This window comes from Aeromonas taiwanensis, from assembly GCF_000820165.1.
In the GTDB taxonomy this organism is placed as follows: Bacteria; Pseudomonadota; Gammaproteobacteria; order Enterobacterales; family Aeromonadaceae; genus Aeromonas; species Aeromonas taiwanensis.
On sequence record NZ_CDDD01000087.1, the window covers coordinates 89,585 to 106,544 of the forward strand.

Annotated in this window: 14 protein-coding genes; 1 reads left to right on the plus strand and 13 read right to left on the minus strand. The window is 50.6% G+C overall.

What is annotated here, in order from left to right; all coding sequences use genetic code 11:
- Positions 1-4: 4 nt before the first annotated feature.
- The 11 genes from BN1136_RS20285 to BN1136_RS15395 all read right to left on the minus strand — a co-directional run bounded on the left by BN1136_RS20285 (position 5) and on the right by BN1136_RS15395 (position 14,034).
- The gene (locus BN1136_RS20285) at positions 5-1,909 is read right to left on the minus strand and encodes a hypothetical protein (protein WP_156135311.1); all 1,905 of its coding nucleotides are present in this window, start codon (positions 1,907-1,909) and stop codon (positions 5-7) included.
- A gap of 51 nt (positions 1,910-1,960) precedes the next feature.
- The gene (locus BN1136_RS20290) at positions 1,961-2,695 is read right to left on the minus strand and encodes a DUF6270 domain-containing protein (RefSeq protein WP_156135312.1); all 735 of its coding nucleotides are present in this window, start codon (positions 2,693-2,695) and stop codon (positions 1,961-1,963) included.
- Positions 2,696-2,704: 9 nt separating this feature from the next.
- Positions 2,705-5,470: a glycosyltransferase family protein gene (locus BN1136_RS15355; RefSeq protein WP_043761548.1), complete on the minus strand. Its 2,766-nt coding sequence runs from the start codon at positions 5,468-5,470 to the stop codon at positions 2,705-2,707.
- 59 nt (positions 5,471-5,529) lie between these two features.
- Positions 5,530-6,786 carry a UDP-N-acetyl-D-mannosamine dehydrogenase gene (gene wecC / locus BN1136_RS15360; protein WP_043761546.1) on the minus strand — a complete coding sequence of 419 codons (1,257 nt, stop codon included), beginning with the start codon at positions 6,784-6,786 and terminating at the stop codon, positions 5,530-5,532.
- 66 nt (positions 6,787-6,852) lie between these two features.
- Positions 6,853-8,058, minus strand: a complete 1,206-nt coding sequence (gene wecB / locus BN1136_RS15365; RefSeq protein ID WP_407921455.1) for a non-hydrolyzing UDP-N-acetylglucosamine 2-epimerase — start codon at positions 8,056-8,058, stop codon at positions 6,853-6,855.
- The gene (locus BN1136_RS15370; RefSeq protein ID WP_231557898.1) at positions 8,058-9,044 is read right to left on the minus strand and encodes a CgeB family protein; all 987 of its coding nucleotides are present in this window, start codon (positions 9,042-9,044) and stop codon (positions 8,058-8,060) included. The genes wecB and BN1136_RS15370 overlap by 1 nt, the downstream gene beginning before the upstream one ends.
- A gap of 77 nt (positions 9,045-9,121) precedes the next feature.
- Positions 9,122-10,324 carry a sugar transporter gene (locus BN1136_RS15375; protein WP_043761543.1) on the minus strand — a complete coding sequence of 401 codons (1,203 nt, stop codon included), beginning with the start codon at positions 10,322-10,324 and terminating at the stop codon, positions 9,122-9,124.
- A 15-nt stretch (positions 10,325-10,339) separates the two neighbouring features.
- Positions 10,340-10,990, minus strand: a complete 651-nt coding sequence (locus BN1136_RS15380) for an ABC transporter ATP-binding protein (protein WP_043761542.1) — start codon at positions 10,988-10,990, stop codon at positions 10,340-10,342.
- A gap of 11 nt (positions 10,991-11,001) precedes the next feature.
- Positions 11,002-11,802, minus strand: a complete 801-nt coding sequence (locus BN1136_RS15385) for an ABC transporter permease (RefSeq protein ID WP_043808827.1) — start codon at positions 11,800-11,802, stop codon at positions 11,002-11,004.
- A 61-nt stretch (positions 11,803-11,863) separates the two neighbouring features.
- Positions 11,864-13,633, minus strand: a complete 1,770-nt coding sequence (locus tag BN1136_RS15390; RefSeq protein WP_043761541.1) for a polysaccharide biosynthesis/export family protein — start codon at positions 13,631-13,633, stop codon at positions 11,864-11,866.
- Between the two features lie 26 nt (positions 13,634-13,659).
- Complete coding sequence (locus BN1136_RS15395; protein ID WP_043761540.1) at positions 13,660-14,034, minus strand: hypothetical protein; 375 nt, start codon at positions 14,032-14,034, stop codon at positions 13,660-13,662.
- Between the two features lie 738 nt (positions 14,035-14,772).
- On the opposite strand from BN1136_RS15395, the gene BN1136_RS15400 reads away from it, so the two are divergent.
- Positions 14,773-15,297 (plus strand): acyloxyacyl hydrolase, encoded by a 525-nt coding sequence (locus BN1136_RS15400; RefSeq protein ID WP_081843781.1) that lies wholly within the window; start codon positions 14,773-14,775, stop codon positions 15,295-15,297.
- Between the two features lie 74 nt (positions 15,298-15,371).
- Here the strand turns inward: BN1136_RS15400 and BN1136_RS15405 are convergent, their stop codons facing one another.
- Complete coding sequence (locus BN1136_RS15405) at positions 15,372-16,013, minus strand: energy-coupling factor ABC transporter permease (RefSeq protein ID WP_043761538.1); 642 nt, start codon at positions 16,011-16,013, stop codon at positions 15,372-15,374.
- A gap of 97 nt (positions 16,014-16,110) precedes the next feature.
- Complete coding sequence (gene pflA, locus BN1136_RS15410) at positions 16,111-16,953, minus strand: pyruvate formate lyase 1-activating protein (RefSeq protein WP_081843780.1); 843 nt, start codon at positions 16,951-16,953, stop codon at positions 16,111-16,113.
- Positions 16,954-16,960 lie beyond the last annotated feature (7 nt).

Sequence of the window (16,960 nt, forward strand, 5' to 3'; positions counted from 1 at the left end):
AAAATCAAACAAAGCTTAATCGCTCAACAATAACACACCCAGCCTTACCCCATGACCACGGCTCACAGTTTTTAAGTGCAATAGATGTTATCTTTAATAGATGGTTTCCAATATTTATATCTATAACAATTTGTTGTGTCTCTTTCCATGAGGAAGCATCCTGAGCCCAGACTTGTTCTCCATCAAACTCGACAACAACACCCATCCGACCAGTGAGCTTAGGGTTTGCATATGGTGTTCTAAGATTTATAACTAAACAATTTGCCCTAGTGGACTCAATCGTTGTAACTAGAGAAACAAAGTCACCTTTTAAAGGTGCACTATTAGTTAAATGAAAAATTGCAGAAAAGTCTTTTTTAGTAAAACGGAGCTCAGGCTTTCGATCTCTAATGTTTGAACCGCTAATGAATTCAGATTTTGTTAAAGGAACTGAATTCTTTGGAATATGAACATCTTTATCAAATGATGATGTTGCATGATACTTATCATTAACTCCCCAATTAGAGAGAATGGGCCAGTTATCGTCACACATCGCAAGGTAAAATTTATTTTCCTTTCTTATGTCATATGGTATAGATAGCAGATTTTTTAAAAAAGAACGGTTATTGAACAATACAAAGGTATTAAATGCAGGATCTGACTCCAATAAAATCAAGGAGTGCCAAACTCCCATTCTATACTCCCAATAAAACAGGTCAAAAGGATCATAACCTGATGGTAAATTATCATAGGAAACTTCTTCAAAGAAACTTTTGAATATAGATGCAATATCGCCATCATTAATATTTTGTCCTGAGTAGCATAACATAGCATCATCTAAAGTTAGCTTTTTTTCTTTAAGGTTATAGTGCTCACGATAGAATGCCCGACCAATTTCAAGTAGATTGGAACGAATATGTAAATAATTTTTTTGTTTGAATCTTTTAATGAATTCAAGAGATACACTTGCTTGATGAGTGACATGTGATTGCTTTAAAAAATAAGCCTGAAGATCAATTGCTTGAGATGAGTGTGATGATGGAAGTTCAAATGCTTCATGATTCAGATTTAAGTTAAATGAAATATCTGAAACTACTGACATATCAACATCTAATATATCTTTACTTTTCCCTTTACTTCCATAGTAAGTAAAGTAATCAATTTGTTTTGATAACTCTCGAGTTGCTGATAATGTTACGCGACTGTCTATCCCTGCACTTATTGAACAGAGTAAGTTATATTTACCATGTAGTTTTTTAAGCTGACTAGACAATTGTGATGATAACTCTTTACGTTTTTCAGAAATATCCTTGGCACATTCCAAATCCTTCCTGGGAAAAAACCTAACTAGCTTTTTAGAGTTTCCATCTAGATAATGATTAGGAATTAGCTGAAATATATCATCATATGTAGTTACATTACCTGGTAAATGATAACTCGAGTACTTACTTAAAAATACACCATAACTGTTTTTCTCTGCTTTTATTACACTTGCAAGTAAAGAAGGATGAGATGAGTAAGTATTTTCAATACTTTTAGAGTAAAAGACACTCCTCATCCCACATGCGTCGTTTAATATTTTTACTACTCCATCAAGACCTCTAAATATTATTGTGAAACGACCATTTATTTCATCAAGCTCGTCAAAAAAATCTTTTTCAGAGACTATCAGCTTTGTATATAAATGGTTGCTTATACTTTTCAGGTCTCCTTCATCTTGGAGATGGATTGCCATTCCAACAATAATAAAAAATGAAGGACCATTTATAATGTAATCACATTTACTTTCAGAAGAACAGTGTAAGAAAAATTCATTAACAAAATGTGTTTTCCAGCCTGGTGATAAATCGCAAGAATGATTTTTTGGAGCAAAAAGAAAACCATTTATGTATGGTGGCAATTTATTTTCTTGATTATCTATAGAGCTCAACAACGATGGCCTCTTTAAGTATGCAGTTATTTGATTTTGAATTCAGCTTTCTCAAGCAGTTATCAACTGGAGCTTCTTAATAAACTCCTCATAATATTCATCTATATAGTGAAATGGGGATAGACCCCATTTGTGGTTATTATTAGCAATAGATAACTCTTTGTCGATAGAGATAACGCAAGAATTATTTATATTTTCAGATAGAATAGAAAGGTAATAATCTAGCCGCAAATTAGATTTCTTGTTTTGGGTACATTTAAAATCATCAAATCTAAATATTTTTCCATTAGAGATATAATAGTCACTGTATCTTGCGTTATGCAATACTATTTTTATATCAGGAAATAAAGTATTTATTTTATTACAGAACAAGTTAGCATTCGATTCAAATAATTTTTGTGCAAGATCACTATCTCTTCTTACAATCATCTCCTCAGGGTATTTTTTTATAGAAGGGTTTATTTTTACTTGTTCATCTGAGCGAGTGATAAAACTATTTCCTATTTTTATCAAGTCATAACGTTCTTCGATTAAGTCAATAATTATTATCTCTGGTTTTTTTTGGACTATTTGAGAAAATGTCGATTTATTATAATCATTGAGGACCACCCATTTGAGCCATTGATTTTCAGACTCTAAAATTGTGTGATCTATATTGATGACAGGTGACATCATACTGATTACTGAAACTCTAGGGAAATAAGACCCAGAAACATCAAATAAATCTTTATGTAGTTCAAATGCATCTCTGGTAACGCAGGAACCAATTATTGAAATCTTTTTCAAACATCCTCCTTATATACAAAAAATTTCTTTTGGCAATCCATTAGAGATGAATTTTGCATTCTTTACAAATTCTTTATCCTCTATTTTCCAAGTATGGTTATCCAAGCTTTTGCTACGTATGGTTATATAGTTATATATGTCAGAAGAATATATTTTCAGTTTGTTTGCATTACAGTCTTTCAAGAATTGAGAGTCTTCACCTTTATTTTTATTATGGAAAGTGACCTTTTCAAATACTTCTTTTCTGATTATTAGGCTTGCACCAATTATAAAGTCACTGAATCGACAGTCCTTATCACTTCTGATTAAAAATGTCTTATCCATTGATTCAACATATGCAAGATGAGAATCCTTTCCGACAACATCAGCGCCAGAATACTCCAGAGCAAGTACAGCATCAGTTATATAATGCGAACCATAAATATCATCGTCATCTAGTTTGGCGATAACATCGCCACTGGATAATTCCACAGCTTTATTTAAACACTCCCCAAGTGTAAAACTATCAGCCATTTGGACCAGTTTATGATCTTTTATTTTTGATAGCTTTTCACTGATTGATTTTAAATCAACATCACTTGTGTTTATGATAACAATCAGTTCTTTCCGGTCATACTTTTGTTGTATGAAGTTATTAATCATTAAGTCTATGTTATGTGGTCTGTTCGTGCACATTACTATAGATACAAGAGGTTGTTCATTATAAAGACTAATATTTCCATTTATTTTATTTACAATATACTCAAATCTATTTTTATATGTGTGTTCTTGTAATGTATGACGAGATGCAAGATGACCAACAGCTCGACGTTTATCCTCATCATTTAATAAAATATCGATATTTATTTTTGCTGTGTTTTTATTATCAACTATATAAACATGATCACCCAACATCGCCTTCATACCATCGGAATGCGTCGACACTACAGGCGTACCACAAGCCAGAATTTCGAAGACCCGACGAGAGAACATAGTCGGTGAATCTTGTACCGTGTTGATATTGAGGAACAGCTTGTACTGGCGATAAGCGGTGACCATCTGGTCATAGCTGAGAGATCCAACAATAAATGGCTGATATTTGGCCGGGAAGATACGAGATTCACGATGTTGGGTAGCGTGTAGCATACGGTCGTAGACGTGCAGTTCACGATGCATAGCCCCATCGAGGACGATCTCGGTCTGAATACGGCGGGTATCATGGCCATTGTTGTACCAGCTACCGGCGAAGCAGGCTTCATAGGTAGGCAGATTCTTGCGCTTGTCACGGATCGGGTTGTGAATTGCCGGCTGCGCTGCAAAGGCTAGCGGGTAAACCCTGTCATGGCCGACACGGACCTTGTACTTGTCCACGATCCCGCCATCGGTAGTAAAGATGTAGTCACAATCGGCGGCTACATCGATAAAGACGTCGTAGTTGGTCGGATCTTCCTTGTTCCAGAACACCACGGGAATGTTCTTGGACTGGCAATATTTGATCGCATCACGTAGCGGATCACCCAGGTGCTTCTTGTAGCTGGCCATGGTGTAAGTCCACTCGCCATCATTGCCATTCCAGGCAGATTCGACGAAGAACAGCACGGGGTTGGCGGCATCGATCTCGGCTTTCCAGTTTTTCTTGGTCAGCGGAATAAAGTTGGCTTCGTAGCGGAAACATTCGTAAGTGAACTTGTCGCTGATCGAGACGACATTGATATGCTGGTTGCGCAGGCGGGCGCGAGGTTCGAATGCAGGCCAGGTTATCTCGTCATTGGGACGGGCTTCGTTGAAGATGCCCACGCTCTCGAGCAACTGTTGCTTGATCCCGCTGTTAAGCGGAGCCTGTTCGAACTTGCCTTTGCGTTTGGCTGCGCGGATTTTGATGATCTTCTGCGGCAAGGAGAGTAAACCTGCCAACTTGTTACGCTTGGCTTCGGCCAGTGTCTTGCCCAAGCGGTAATAGAGCGATTTCTCAAGCTGCTGTTTCTCGTACAGCGCCAGCGCGAGCTTGTCTTTGAGATCTTCCAGGTTGCTCTTTTGCACCAACGGAGAATCAGGCAGAGAAAGGATTCGCTTTTCGAATGCCTGAGTCAGTGCTTTGGCCTTCAGTTCAAAGATGCGGGCGATCTCTTCCTGGCTTTCGCAGTTTTCCAGTCGTATAGCGTTTACCGGCAACATCTCTTCGGCGATGATCTTGATGGGCTTGATGCGCAGGGAGCCTTGGCCTTTGAAACGCACGGCGATACTCAGATAGCGCGCTTCCGGTACGGTTTCGAACTCGATCTTGTTGAGGCCGTTGTAGATCTGCTGGTACTTGTGCGCAATGCGCTTTTCTTCGTCGTATTGGATGAAGAACGCGGCACAGTCCGGACGGTTTTCACCGTACATGGCATCAAGCATGATGCGATACTTGTGACCGCCTTGAATGCGCCAAGACTCCTTATCCAGAGGCAAGCCATTGATGTCCATGCTACCTGTCTGCAGGTAGAACGAATCACCATCCACCAGATCCATCTCCAGCAACAGCTCACCACTTTGCTCAAGCGTGATGCGCTTGTTGCGCTCGTTGTCAGCAGGCAGCAGCCAAGCTGAAGCCGACTCGGTATTGGAAATGGTACTGAAAGGCAGATGAGGGTAAGTCTGCTCTACCCATTCGATCTTGTCCGTCTTGCGGGCCAGCTGACGGTAGAGGCGATCGAGGTGCTCATCATATATAGAGAAAGCAGTGTTGAGCTGGGTTTCACTTTGACGTGGAGGGTGGTTCTTCTTTGCGTTTTTCTTTGAGAGTCGGGTCGACATATCCGTGTTCTTTTGTGTAAGCAGTGGCCGGTGTGAGCGACCACTGTTTCAAGGAAGGGTTACTGGGCGGCGTTCACGAAGTCCAGCAGGGTAGCCTTGCTGATATCGCTGCGGTTCAGGCCGATAAACGGCGTGTGCTTGACCAGAATGAGTACCACATCAGCCTGTTGTAGGGCATCGGAGAGGCTAGACAGCAGGACGTTGTTACGGTTTTCCAGTACCGGCGGCAGCGCTTCGATATTGGGTTCAACCGCCAGAATCTGATAGGCAGGGTTGTTGGCCAGGGTCTTGGTAATATCCAGCGCCGGGCTCTCACGCAGGTCGTCGATGTCCGGCTTGAAGGCCAGCCCCAGACAGGCGATTTTCGGGTTGGTCAGGCCAGCAACTGCTTGTTCGACCTTCTCGACCACATAGTGGGGCTTGTAGTCGTTGATAAGCCGCGCCTGGTGGATGATCTTGGCGGTGTCCGGGTTCTGGTTGACGATAAACCAGGGGTCGACCGCGATGCAGTGGCCTCCTACGCCACAACCCGGTTGCAGGATATTGACACGCGGGTGGCGGTTGGCCAGCGAGATCAGCTCCCACACATTGATGCCCTGCTTGTCACAGATCAGCGACAGCTCGTTGGCAAAGGCGATGTTGACGTCACGGAAGGCGTTCTCGGTCAGCTTGCTCATCTCGGCGGTACGCACTTCGGTGGCGATGCACTCGCCCTTTTTCACGAACATCTTGTACACCTGGGTAGCCGCCTGAGTGCTGAGGGCATCCATGCCACCGATGATGCGATCGTTCTCGACCAGTTCACGGATCACCTGACCCGGCAGCACGCGTTCCGGGCAGTGCGCCACAAAGATGTCAGGGGTCTGGCCTTCCTCGACGGTGTGCGGGAAGGTCAGATCGCTGCGTCCTTCCGCCAGCCACTTGGCCATCTGTTCGGTGGCGCCAACTGGCGAGGTGGACTCCAGCACGACCAGGTTGCCTTTCTCGAGGATCGGGGCCAGCGTGCGAGAAACTTTCTCAATGTATTTCAGATCCGGTTCGTGCTGGTCGCCTTTGAATGGGGTGGGCACGGCGATCAGGAACGCATCGGCTTTTTGCGGGGCTGTGTGTGCGCTCAGGTGACCCTCTGCGACTGCTTGCTTGACCAGATCTTCCAGGCCCGGCTCCACGATATGGATCTTGCCCTGGTTGATGGTATCTACCGCATGCTGGTTCACATCGACCCCGATGACGCGAATGCCGTTGCTGGCGATGACGGCGGCGGTCGGCAGGCCGATATAACCCAGACCGATAACGGAGATAGTCTCAAATTTCATGATTTATGTGCTCTCAAGGGAAATAGAGGGGCATCCCGCCCCCATAACTGTGTGTAGTCGGTGCGATCAGGCGACCTGAAGGCTGCTGTCGATCTGCTGGGCCAGGGCGCCACCCAGGCCAAGCACGGCATCCACGATGCGCTGGCTGGTCTTGCCATCCCCATAGGGGTTGTTGGCATGACTCATGACCTGATAGGCCAGTTCGTCATCGAGCAAACGGGTGGTTTCGGCCACGATGGTTGCATCGCAGGTGCCCACCAGTCGCACCGTGCCAGCCTTGACGGCGGCCGGACGCTCGGTGGTGTCGCGCATGCACAGCACAGGTTTGCCCAATGTCGGCGCCTCTTCCTGAATACCGCCAGAATCGGTCAGGATGAGGTAACTGCGCTTCATCAGGTAGACAAACGGCAGGTAGTCTTGCGGTTCGATCAAGTGCACATTGTCAAACCCGCTGAGGTTGCGCTTGACCGGCTCCTGCACGTTGGGGTTGAGGTGCACCGGATAGACGATCTGGACATCATCGCGCTCGGCCAGCGCGGCCAGCGCCTTGCAGATGCGCTCGAAACCTTCGCCGTGGTTCTCGCGGCGGTGACCGGTGACCAGCACCATCTTCTTGGTGGCATCGAGGAAGGGGAAGCGGGCGGCCAGCTCGCCATTGAGGGCGGCGTCGCCGTCGATCTTCGCCGAAACATCCAGCAGGGCATCGATCACCGAGTTACCTGTGATGAAGATGGTCTCGGGGACGATGTTCTCCATGATGAGGTTTTTCAGGGAGCTGACGGTCGGAGTGTAGTGCTGGTCGGCGATGCCGCCGGTGAGACGGCGCATCCCTTCCTCGGGCCAGGGGGAGTAGATATTGCCGGTGCGAAGACCCGCCTCGACGTGGCCGACGGCAACCCTGTGGTAGTAGGCAGACAGGGTGGCGGCAAACGAGGTGGCGGTGTCGCCGTGCACCAGTACCCGGGTTGGTTTGAAGTCGTCAAATACCGGCTTGAGCCCTTGCAGGATGGCGGTAGTGACATCGTTCAGATCCTGGCCCGGTTTCATGATGTTGAGATCGTATTCGGGCTGGATCTCGAACAGGTTGAGCACTTGGTCCAGCATTTCCCGATGCTGTCCAGTGACACAAACCCGGATATCGACATGACGTTGTCGTTTGAAGGCCTTGACTATTGGGGCCATCTTGATCGCCTCGGGACGAGTCCCGAATACGATCAGTACGCGCTGCGATGAGAGCATGTTATTCATTCCCGTGAATAAAGGTGTTGTCATTAAAAAGAGAGGAGGTCTCTTTTCAGTTGCTCCAGGCGGTGACGCCACGTGTGTTCCTCAAGCACAACTCTTCTGACAGCATTCCTGATGTCAGATTGTTGTTTTTTATTGTTGTGAAGCGCTTCGTAGAGCGCGCGTGCCGAAGCACCATCTTTGGCGACCGCGATGCTGTCGCCAAAGATGTTTTCCATGGCCAGCGAGGGCGTGCTGATGATCACGCAACCGGCGCAGGCCAGTTCAATGACTCGCCGTGAGAGCATGGTCGGCGAGTCCTGAATCGTGTTGAAGTTCAGTTGTATTTCGTACTGATGGCACAGGGAGGGTATTTCCCTGTTACTGATAGCGGGTCGGCAAAAAGGACGAATGTGCTCGGGGTAGGAGCTGCTCTTTCCTCGAGCCCAGAAACGGTCATAAATCACCAGTGACTTGTCGGTGAGGGCACTGAGGATCTCATCCTGTTGGCGACTGCGGTCGGCTAATTCATTACCGTAGTACCCCCCCATGAATGCCAGGGGGGAGGCCGCCGGCGTGCTCATTGCGTGGTAATGGGCCGGTTGGGCGGCGAACATCAACAACCCGACGTGGCGAAAACGCTGGTGAGGCAGCCCTTGATAGCGTTCGATGCAGCGCGAGTCCGTGGTATAGACGAGGTCGAACAGGGCCGCCGCATCGGCAAAACGTTGAAAATGAAACGGATCTTCCTTGTTCCAGAAAATGGTTGGAATGCCGCACTTGCGACAAAACTCAACCAGCTGTCTGAGCTCTTCCTTGTCTTGGGTATGAGGATAGGAGGCGACTTTGCCCCGCCAGCTATCCCCGTGACCGCGCCAGGTTGATTCGACCAGCAGATAGTCGGGCTTATACCACCTCAGCTTCCAGCGCCAGTTGGTCGGAGTCAGCCTGATCAGGTTGGCATCGGGGGCCAGGCTGTAAGTCGTGAATTCGTCCGCTACGAGAGCGATGGTCGGTTTGTTCCATGTAGACAACGGCGATACTTCTCAGGCAAGGGCGATCCGTGCGCCCGCTATTACACAGAGCCTGTGCTGGCTCCCTTACGTTTCAGTCAGTCCTGGTGCTCGCGCAGGGTCGCAAGACCCATGACGATGAGGCCATAGAAGAGGCAGAGCAGCACGCCTATGGTGGCCAGGTTGTAGAGGCGGCGCGGGTATTCGGCATCTTCGGCCAGGGTGGGCTGGGTGATGACCAAGAGGTGTTTCAGCTTGCGATAAGCCTCGACCCGGGCCTGCTCCAGACTGATCAGGCCCGTCTTGTAGAGATCCATGGCCAGGGTCGCCTGGGTCTGCACATCCATGTAACCGGCCGTGACTTCGTTCATCGCGTTGTTGTCGAGTCCGGTGAGCTTGGCTTTTTCCTGCTGCAGCTGCTTGGTCAAGGCATCGACGCGGGCCTGTACCGAGATGACGGCTGGGGCCGTGTCCCTCATGTAGCTGCTCAGTTGCTTCAATTCCGCCTGCTGGTTCACCAGCTCGGCCTCAATCTGGCTGACGACTCCCAGGCGAGCACTGCTGGTGGATTCCGGGCTGATCAGTTGATGGCTGTTTTGAAAGGCCAGGACCTTGGCCTTTTCATCCTGTACCCGTTGATAGGCCCTATTGACCTCTTTTTCGACGAATGCCAGTTGATCCAGCGCGACCTGGTGCCCCAGTTTGTTGATGAAGCGTTCGGATTCCCTGAGCATCAGGCTCACCACTTGCCGGCCATATTCGGGTTCGAAGGTCTGCAACTCGATGGTGAGCACACCCGAGAGCTCATCGAGGTGCAGAGTCAGGTGCTCTCGGTAGTATTCGATAAAGTCTTCCCGGCTGACCTCGTCCGGCAGGCGCGAGAAATAGTCGGCCTTGTCGCTCTGGTAATGGGACTTGAGAGCCAGTTCTTTATCCAGTTTGGCGAGCAGATCCCAGGACTTCAGATAATCTTGCACCAGCAATACATCCTGATGATTGCTGCCACCGATGCCCAGCATAGACAGTGCATCGGGCAGCATCTTGATCTGGTCCGCCTGCTTGATGATGACTTCTGCCCGGCTCACATAACGGTCGGAAGCGATGAAGCCCAGGTAGAGCACTGCGATGGAGAAACAGGCCAGCACCCAGAGAAAGCTGCCGAGTTTCAGACTCTGCTGCCAGGAGCGATGCGCAATCTGAAAGCCGCTTGAGTCGATAAAAAATTGCTTTGGCTCATTGCCGAGTTTACGCAGTTTACGAATAAGGCGTGATGGCTTGGCGGGTCTGATAGGTTGAGTCATGTTGGTTTGAACTTGTTATAGATTCTGATAAATACGGATGGCATCGTCGATATCGTCGAAGACTTCCAATGTACTGTTGCGCAGCAATATTCCCATGTCGCACTGCTGACGCAGATTCTTCATGTCGTGGGAGACCATGATAAGGCTCGCGGTTTCACGTTTCTGATTAAAGGTATCTATACACTTCTGTTTGAAGCGTGTATCCCCCACCGACGTGATCTCGTCGGTCAGATAAATATCAAAGTCAAAGGCCATGCTGACGGCAAAGGAAAACTTGGATCTCATACCGCTGGAGTAGGTCTTGATCGGCAGCTCGTAATGCTGGCCGATCTCTGAAAACTCCTTGACCCACTCTTCTACTTCCCGGGTATCGCGCACCCCGTGGATGCGGCAGACGAAACGGGTGTTTTCCCGTCCCGTCATGCTGCCTTGAAACCCGCCGCTCAAGGCCAGCGGCCAGGAGACGCGACATTGGCGAATCACCTTGCCCTTGCTGGGCATATCCATGCCACCCAGCAGGCGCAGCAGGGTGGATTTACCCGCACCGTTGACGCCCAATATGCCGATATTGCGATCCCGTGGCAGCGCGATGCTGACATCACGCAGCACATAGTTGCGGCCAAACCTGGTGGGGTAGTATTTGGAGACACTGTCAAGAATGATCATAGGGTTCCGCGTTAACTGGCGATGAGTCGGCGGTGGCTCAGGCGATAGCCACTCATGGCAAAAGTCAGCAACAGCAAGGTAATACCGGAAAGATAGGCCCAACTGACATTGGGGCTGCTATACCCCGTGATCCAGCCACTGCGTATGAGCTCGAGGGCATGAACCAATGGGTTCCACAAAAACCAGTGCTGATACTGAGCCGGGATGCTCATCAAGGGGTACATCACGCAAGAGATAAACATCAGCGGCATCATCAGCAGATCGAGGAATTTGTTTGCCTCCTGAAATAGCGTACTGATGATGCAGAACACGATTCCGAGGGAAAACGAGAACACCATCAACAGCAAATAGCCGAGAATAACCTGCAAGGGGTCTGCCGGAATGGCATCGAAACCAAACCAGAGCAGTCCCAACACCAATATGATTCCCACAATCATGCCCACCATGGCTTCGAGCATGAAGCGGGAGACAAAGGTGGCAAAAGGGGTCACTTGCCGATAGCAGAACAGCCCCATATTGGCGCTGACCGCCGATTGCAGCTTGGTCACGACATTCTTGAAAAAGATGAAAGGCAGATAGCCGGCGGTGATAAAGAGTGGTGCCGGGGCCCCCCCAAACCCGCTGTGGCCACGCAACCCGAAAATCAGGCTAAATGCTCCAATGATCAGTAAGGGATCGAGCAAGGCCCAGGCGTAACCCAGCCGATAGCTGCCAAAACGGGTCTTCAGTTCACGGATAAGCAGACCAAATGTGACATCTCGCAGCACCTGCAAGGACGTTCTGGACGTTTGGTTGAGGATGGGTTTATGCATGGGGTCCTGTGCCGTATGGCGGGCTTGCCGATTGACGAGCCCGCATGGTTTGGTGAGCGGCTTAGTTGATGGCTACGTTTGCCGCCACGGCGATCTGATAGATGATCTGGGTGATGTCTTTGACAGACTGCATGGTCTTGCTGTCGACCTTGGGCAACACCATGATCTGATCTCCTGGCTGGACATTGCCCTGCCCTTTGAACTCCACCAAACCATTGGCATGTACGATGGCGATGCGCTGATCGTTCGCACGTTCGCTAAACCCACCCGCCCAGGCGACATAGTCATCGAGGTTGGCATTGGGGTTGTAGACCACGGCCTGCGGCATCAGCACTTCACCGCCAACCTGAATGAGATCCGTCTTGTTGGGGATCACTATCTGATCGCCCTGCTCCAGTTGAATGTTGGCGATGATGCCCTTGTCGGCGACCACGACCTTGCCAAGGGGCTGGATCTTGCGCGCCTTGTCTACGAACTGCATGACCAGTTCGGCTTCCTTGGCCCGAATGGTCGCTTCACCATCCGAACTGGCCGGGGCGGTGAATACGCTGCGCTCCAGCCGGTTTAGAGACTCATCGAGCATCTCTTTCTGGCGGATGGCCACACTCTTGCGCATCAGATAGATGGATTGGTAATCAGCCAGATCCGGATTGATCGGAATGTGGTTGAGCAGGTCGTGCAGTTTGGTTTCTTTGCGCACGGTGAAGTAGGAGGGGCCCATATAACTGCCGCTGACCTGCACGTCGTAAACCTGTGCGTGCATATCATCGTTGAACAGGACCTTGTCGCCGTCCTTGAGCTGTACCTGGGCAAAATCCTTGTAGGGCAGATAGATGGAGAAGGGACCGCTTGAGCGATCACCAACCACCCCGACGTGGCTCACCTTGGCGAGGGGGAGGGCATAATTGACCAGCTCAGCCCCCAGCGTATTGTGCTGTTTCAACTCGAAGCGGAACGGATTGCGAACCTTGCCAGCCACATTGACCATGGGCCCTTGAGGCTCGACCAGGATGACGTCCTGATCTTTAAGCGACAGCTTGGGCATGCGACCTTTCTGCATGAACTCATACAGATCGATCTGCTGTATGACCTGATTCTGGCGTAATACCTTGATTTTACGGTAGCTGCCGCGCTCTGAATCGATACCGCCAGCCCGCTTGAGGAAGTAGAGCACGCTGTCGGAAGATTGTCCGGCATATTGACCTGGGCGGATCACCGGGCCGGTGACGAATACACTCACCGGGGTGGTCGTCAGCAAATTGACATAGATATTGACGTTGTTGGTGAACACATCCCCAATCTTGCTGGTGACCAGATTATTGATTTGGCTGGCAGGGACATTCTTGACGTTGATGGGGCCCACGTCGGGAATGAAAATGTTGCCCTGATTGTCGACGGTCACGACGTTGGAGAAGTTGACCGCCCCCCAGATCCAGATATTCAGCTTGTCCCCGGGCGCTATCAGATAATTGTCATTCAAGCCATCGCTGCGTTCTGTTTCATATCCCCCGGCAAACAGATTGGCTCCATAGGGGGGAGGGAGTCCGGCCTCAGCCTGTGGCAGCAACTTCCGCACATCGGCTTCGCCGGGCAGTAACATGCCTTGCCGGTTTTGCTGGGCAAAGCTACCGGTTGTGGCACTCGTGTTGGCTTGGCCGCTCAATGTGGATAAGCCCCCGAGTTGAGGCCGATGGTTATCACTGGCCTGACCGGACAGGTTATAACCAAACGATGTGCCATTTGATTGGGACAGATCCGGTGCGCTGGCCGCCATGGTGGTGCAAGAGGCACTGACGAAAAACAGGAAGGCACTCAGCTGACGAAAGTTCATTTTCTTCAAAACATATCCCTTCATGTTTATTGGTCAGCCAACAGGTTGCCGACAGATGCCTGTTCCAGTTGGGGGACCTGGTACCAAAGCTCTTCACGTTTGCATGCGGCACTTCTTTGAGAGTGGCCTTGATAGCTGTTCACCAGCAGCTCAACACATTCAAGCCCCAAGGCGGACACGTAGCGCTGACCAAGGGTGAATGTGATGCTGTTTGTGTTGATGGCAGTCCCTTGAGGCAGGGTATTGAGCGCCTGCTGCAAGTCTGCGGGCATGGTGTGTTGAGTGCTGGTGGCTGATGGATTGACAAGCGGGCGAGAGGCTTCGACCAGCTTTGGCTCGTAGGCGCAACCAGCAATTTGTAGTGCCAGCAGTGATGCCAGGAAACGGGTTGTGTAGCTCATATGTCAATATTGTCCACGAAGTCGAAATCTGAAACCTAGGGATAAGCTGTGCACCACTATGTTGTACAAGTGCTTTGTCATTATTTTGGAGAGGAGAGTGCCTGTGAGCCGAAAAAGAGCAAAGCTACCGCACGGAGTGCGTCATTACCCCATCAAAGAAGCAGCTATGTTATGAAGGAATGAAAAGGCGCGCAGTCTTTAATGTTGTTTTGTTGACTGGCTAATAGATATATCCCGTGCCACTTCAAATCCAGTAATAGCAAGGGCGCCAAAGGGCGCCCAAGACTCATGCGATCCTAAATGTAAATCCAGGCAGGATCAACCCATACGAGTACCATGATGAGCAATATAAGCCTTTTTTAATGCTTTGACCTCAAAGTGTTAGGTCAAAAAATAACCAGTCCGTGTATTTTTGGACGTTTTTATTCCATTGGTGCCTATGTTGGGAGCGAGGCTATGGCCGGATGAAACGAACAAGGTTGCGATTCGCTCATTGAAATATCTAACTCACGGTATGACAGTCTATTTATTAAATATTATTAGAGGTGTCATGTTTTTCTCATGATGAGACAGTGAATTAATCTGTAAATTTCTCTCTGGACAAATATTGGTAGACCACTCCACTAAAAAAGTGTGATTTTTTAGTTTTAATATCCATTTGACAACCGGCGTCCGGACTGACTATGCCTGAAGTGTGCTTTGGCGCTTAAGCACAGGAGACAGGAGTAGGAGGGGAACATGGACGTAAAGGCTCTCTTGATGGTTGTATGGGTTGGTGTGTGGGCAAACTGCTCGAGTGTTCATGCCGATGACAGCATCCTGGCTTTGCAACTGGGAACGCCGGCTGAAAGCGAGAAACTCGACATATTTACCGTCGATGTGAAATACCATCACATGTTTTGGCAATGGGGTGAGTCAGGCTGCCAGTTTGGCTTGGGGGGGCGTGGCGGCCTGCTGGATGTGGGTCATGAGGCTGGGGCCAGGCTGGGAGCCGGGGCGCGCGCCGAATGTCTATGGGGCAATTGGGTCGTATGGATGCCGTTTGAAGTGCTGTGGCTCAGCAAGTATGAGTTTGGGCATAGAGGAAATGGCTTCAAGGACTATGGAGGTCCTTTCCAGCTATCGACAGGGTTGGGAGTGGGTTACGTCTTTCATCAGAACTGGATGATTGGCTACCAATATGAGCACATGTCCAATGGCAAAATGTATGATTCCAATCCCTCGCTCGATAGTCATACCCTGCATATAGAGTACAGATTTTAGCCTGTCAGGCCTCTAGGCATGGTGCGGTATGGCGGCAGTGATTAGTCGTCATGCCGCCAATATGAAGCCCGTTTTTAGCGCCCCAGATACTCCCGATCGAAGAAGGTATTGACCCAGTGGGGGCGGTAGACGGCGAGCAGGGTCATGGTCATGCCGTTGAGCAGGGCCTCGGGAAAGAGCAGCAGCGGCCAGATGGAGAGGTAGTCGGCACTGATGATATGCCAAGGGTAGGTGCCGCTCATCCCCATCAGCAGGGCGCTGGCGAGGATCTTGACCGAGATGCTGAGGGCCCCTCCGAGGAAGGCGGCCACGAACAGGTAGACAAAGAGGTGGCGGGGCAGCCAGGCCCAGGTCGCCAGAAACAGCAGCCAGCTGGTGGCCACCGGCAGGGCGACGCCGATCAGGGCCTGCCAGCCGATGTCCGCGAGTTCGGTGACATCGAAGGCTGAGAGGATCAGCAGGGTGAGGCAGGGGGCGAGCAGGGCGAGGCGCCAGCCCAGCAGCAGGGTCAGGCTGGTGAGGCCGAGAAAGTGGATCTCCAGCCCCTCGTGCAGCCCGGCCCGCAGGGTCCAGAGCGGTACCAGGACGATGGCGCTTCCCAGGCAGAGGTGCTGGTAGAGCGGGTTGGCGTGGAGGGTGCGCAGCAGGGAGGCACTCAGGCTGAAGGCGAGCAGCACCAGCCAGAGCAGGAGGGCGGCGACTTGTCCTTCACTCATGACCTGTTCCCTCGGGTGTCGCTGTCAGTGATGACGCCGTGGCGGGCGCCTGCGGCGCAATGCAAAGAGGCCGCCCTGTGCCGGGCGGCCTCCTGTCTCAATACTTCACGTTGGGGTGATACTTGCCGAGGATGCCCTGGATCCTGTCCATGGTCTCCTTGCTGGGGGGCTTGATGCCGACCAGATCGTAAGTGTCTCCCAGCACGTCCCACTTGTGTTTGCCGAGCTCGTGGTAGGGCAGCAGTTCCACCTTCTCGACGCACTCCCCCAGCTCGGCGATGAACTGGCCGAGCCCTTCGGCACTCTCGTCATCGTCGGACCAGGTGGGCACCACCACGTAGCGGATCCACATGGTCTGGCCGCGGGACGCCAGATAACGGGCGAATTCCAGGGTGTACTTGTTGCTGACGTGGGTAAGCGGAATGTGCTTCTCGTCGTTGATCTGCTTGATGTCGAGCAGCACCAGATCGGTGTTGTCGAGCACCCGATCGAGCAGCTCGTCGTAGTGACGCACGAAGCCGTTGGTGTCCAGGCAGGTGTGGATCCCTTGTGCCTTGCAGGCGGCGAACAGCTCGGCGATGAAACCTTGCTGCAGCATGGCTTCTCCCCCGGAGGCGGTGACGCCGCCGCCCGAAGCATTCATGAAGTGGCGATAGCTGGTGAGGTCCTTCATCAGCTCGGGCACGGTGACCTCGCGGCCACCCTGGGTGTCCCAGGTGTCCCGGTTGTGGCAGTACTTGCAGCGCATCAGGCAGCCCTGCATGAAGACGATGAAGCGGATGCCGGGGCCGTCGACGGTGCCGCAGGTCTCGACGGAGTGGATCCGGCCAATGACGTCGGTGCTGCTGGTGTCGCTGGCTTCAACGGCGGCGATCTGCCGCGAGCCCTGGTCGGCAGGCCCCTTGGGTTCAACGGCAGGGATCCGGTTAATGACTGACATAGACGAC

What these genes read in the sequence shown, in the direction of transcription:
- BN1136_RS15355 (WP_043761548.1), bottom strand. Translation starts at nt 5,470, where the DNA reads ATGTCGACCCGACTCTCAAAGAAAAACGCAAAGAAGAACCACCCTCCA.
- wecC (WP_043761546.1), bottom strand. Translation starts at nt 6,786, where the DNA reads ATGAAATTTGAGACTATCTCCGTTATCGGTCTGGGTTATATCGGCCTG.
- wecB (WP_407921455.1), bottom strand. Translation starts at nt 8,058, where the DNA reads ATGACAACACCTTTATTCACGGGAATGAATAACATGCTCTCATCGCAG.
- BN1136_RS15375 (WP_043761543.1), bottom strand. Translation starts at nt 10,324, where the DNA reads ATGACTCAACCTATCAGACCCGCCAAGCCATCACGCCTTATTCGTAAA.
- BN1136_RS15380 (WP_043761542.1), bottom strand. Translation starts at nt 10,990, where the DNA reads ATGATCATTCTTGACAGTGTCTCCAAATACTACCCCACCAGGTTTGGC.
- BN1136_RS15385 (WP_043808827.1), bottom strand. Translation starts at nt 11,802, where the DNA reads ATGCATAAACCCATCCTCAACCAAACGTCCAGAACGTCCTTGCAGGTG.
- BN1136_RS15390 (WP_043761541.1), bottom strand. Translation starts at nt 13,633, where the DNA reads ATGAACTTTCGTCAGCTGAGTGCCTTCCTGTTTTTCGTCAGTGCCTCT.
- BN1136_RS15395 (WP_043761540.1), bottom strand. Translation starts at nt 14,034, where the DNA reads ATGAGCTACACAACCCGTTTCCTGGCATCACTGCTGGCACTACAAATT.
- BN1136_RS15400 (WP_081843781.1), top strand. Translation starts at nt 14,773, where the DNA reads ATGGACGTAAAGGCTCTCTTGATGGTTGTATGGGTTGGTGTGTGGGCA.
- BN1136_RS15405 (WP_043761538.1), bottom strand. Translation starts at nt 16,013, where the DNA reads ATGAGTGAAGGACAAGTCGCCGCCCTCCTGCTCTGGCTGGTGCTGCTC.
- pflA (WP_081843780.1), bottom strand. Translation starts at nt 16,953, where the DNA reads ATGTCAGTCATTAACCGGATCCCTGCCGTTGAACCCAAGGGGCCTGCC.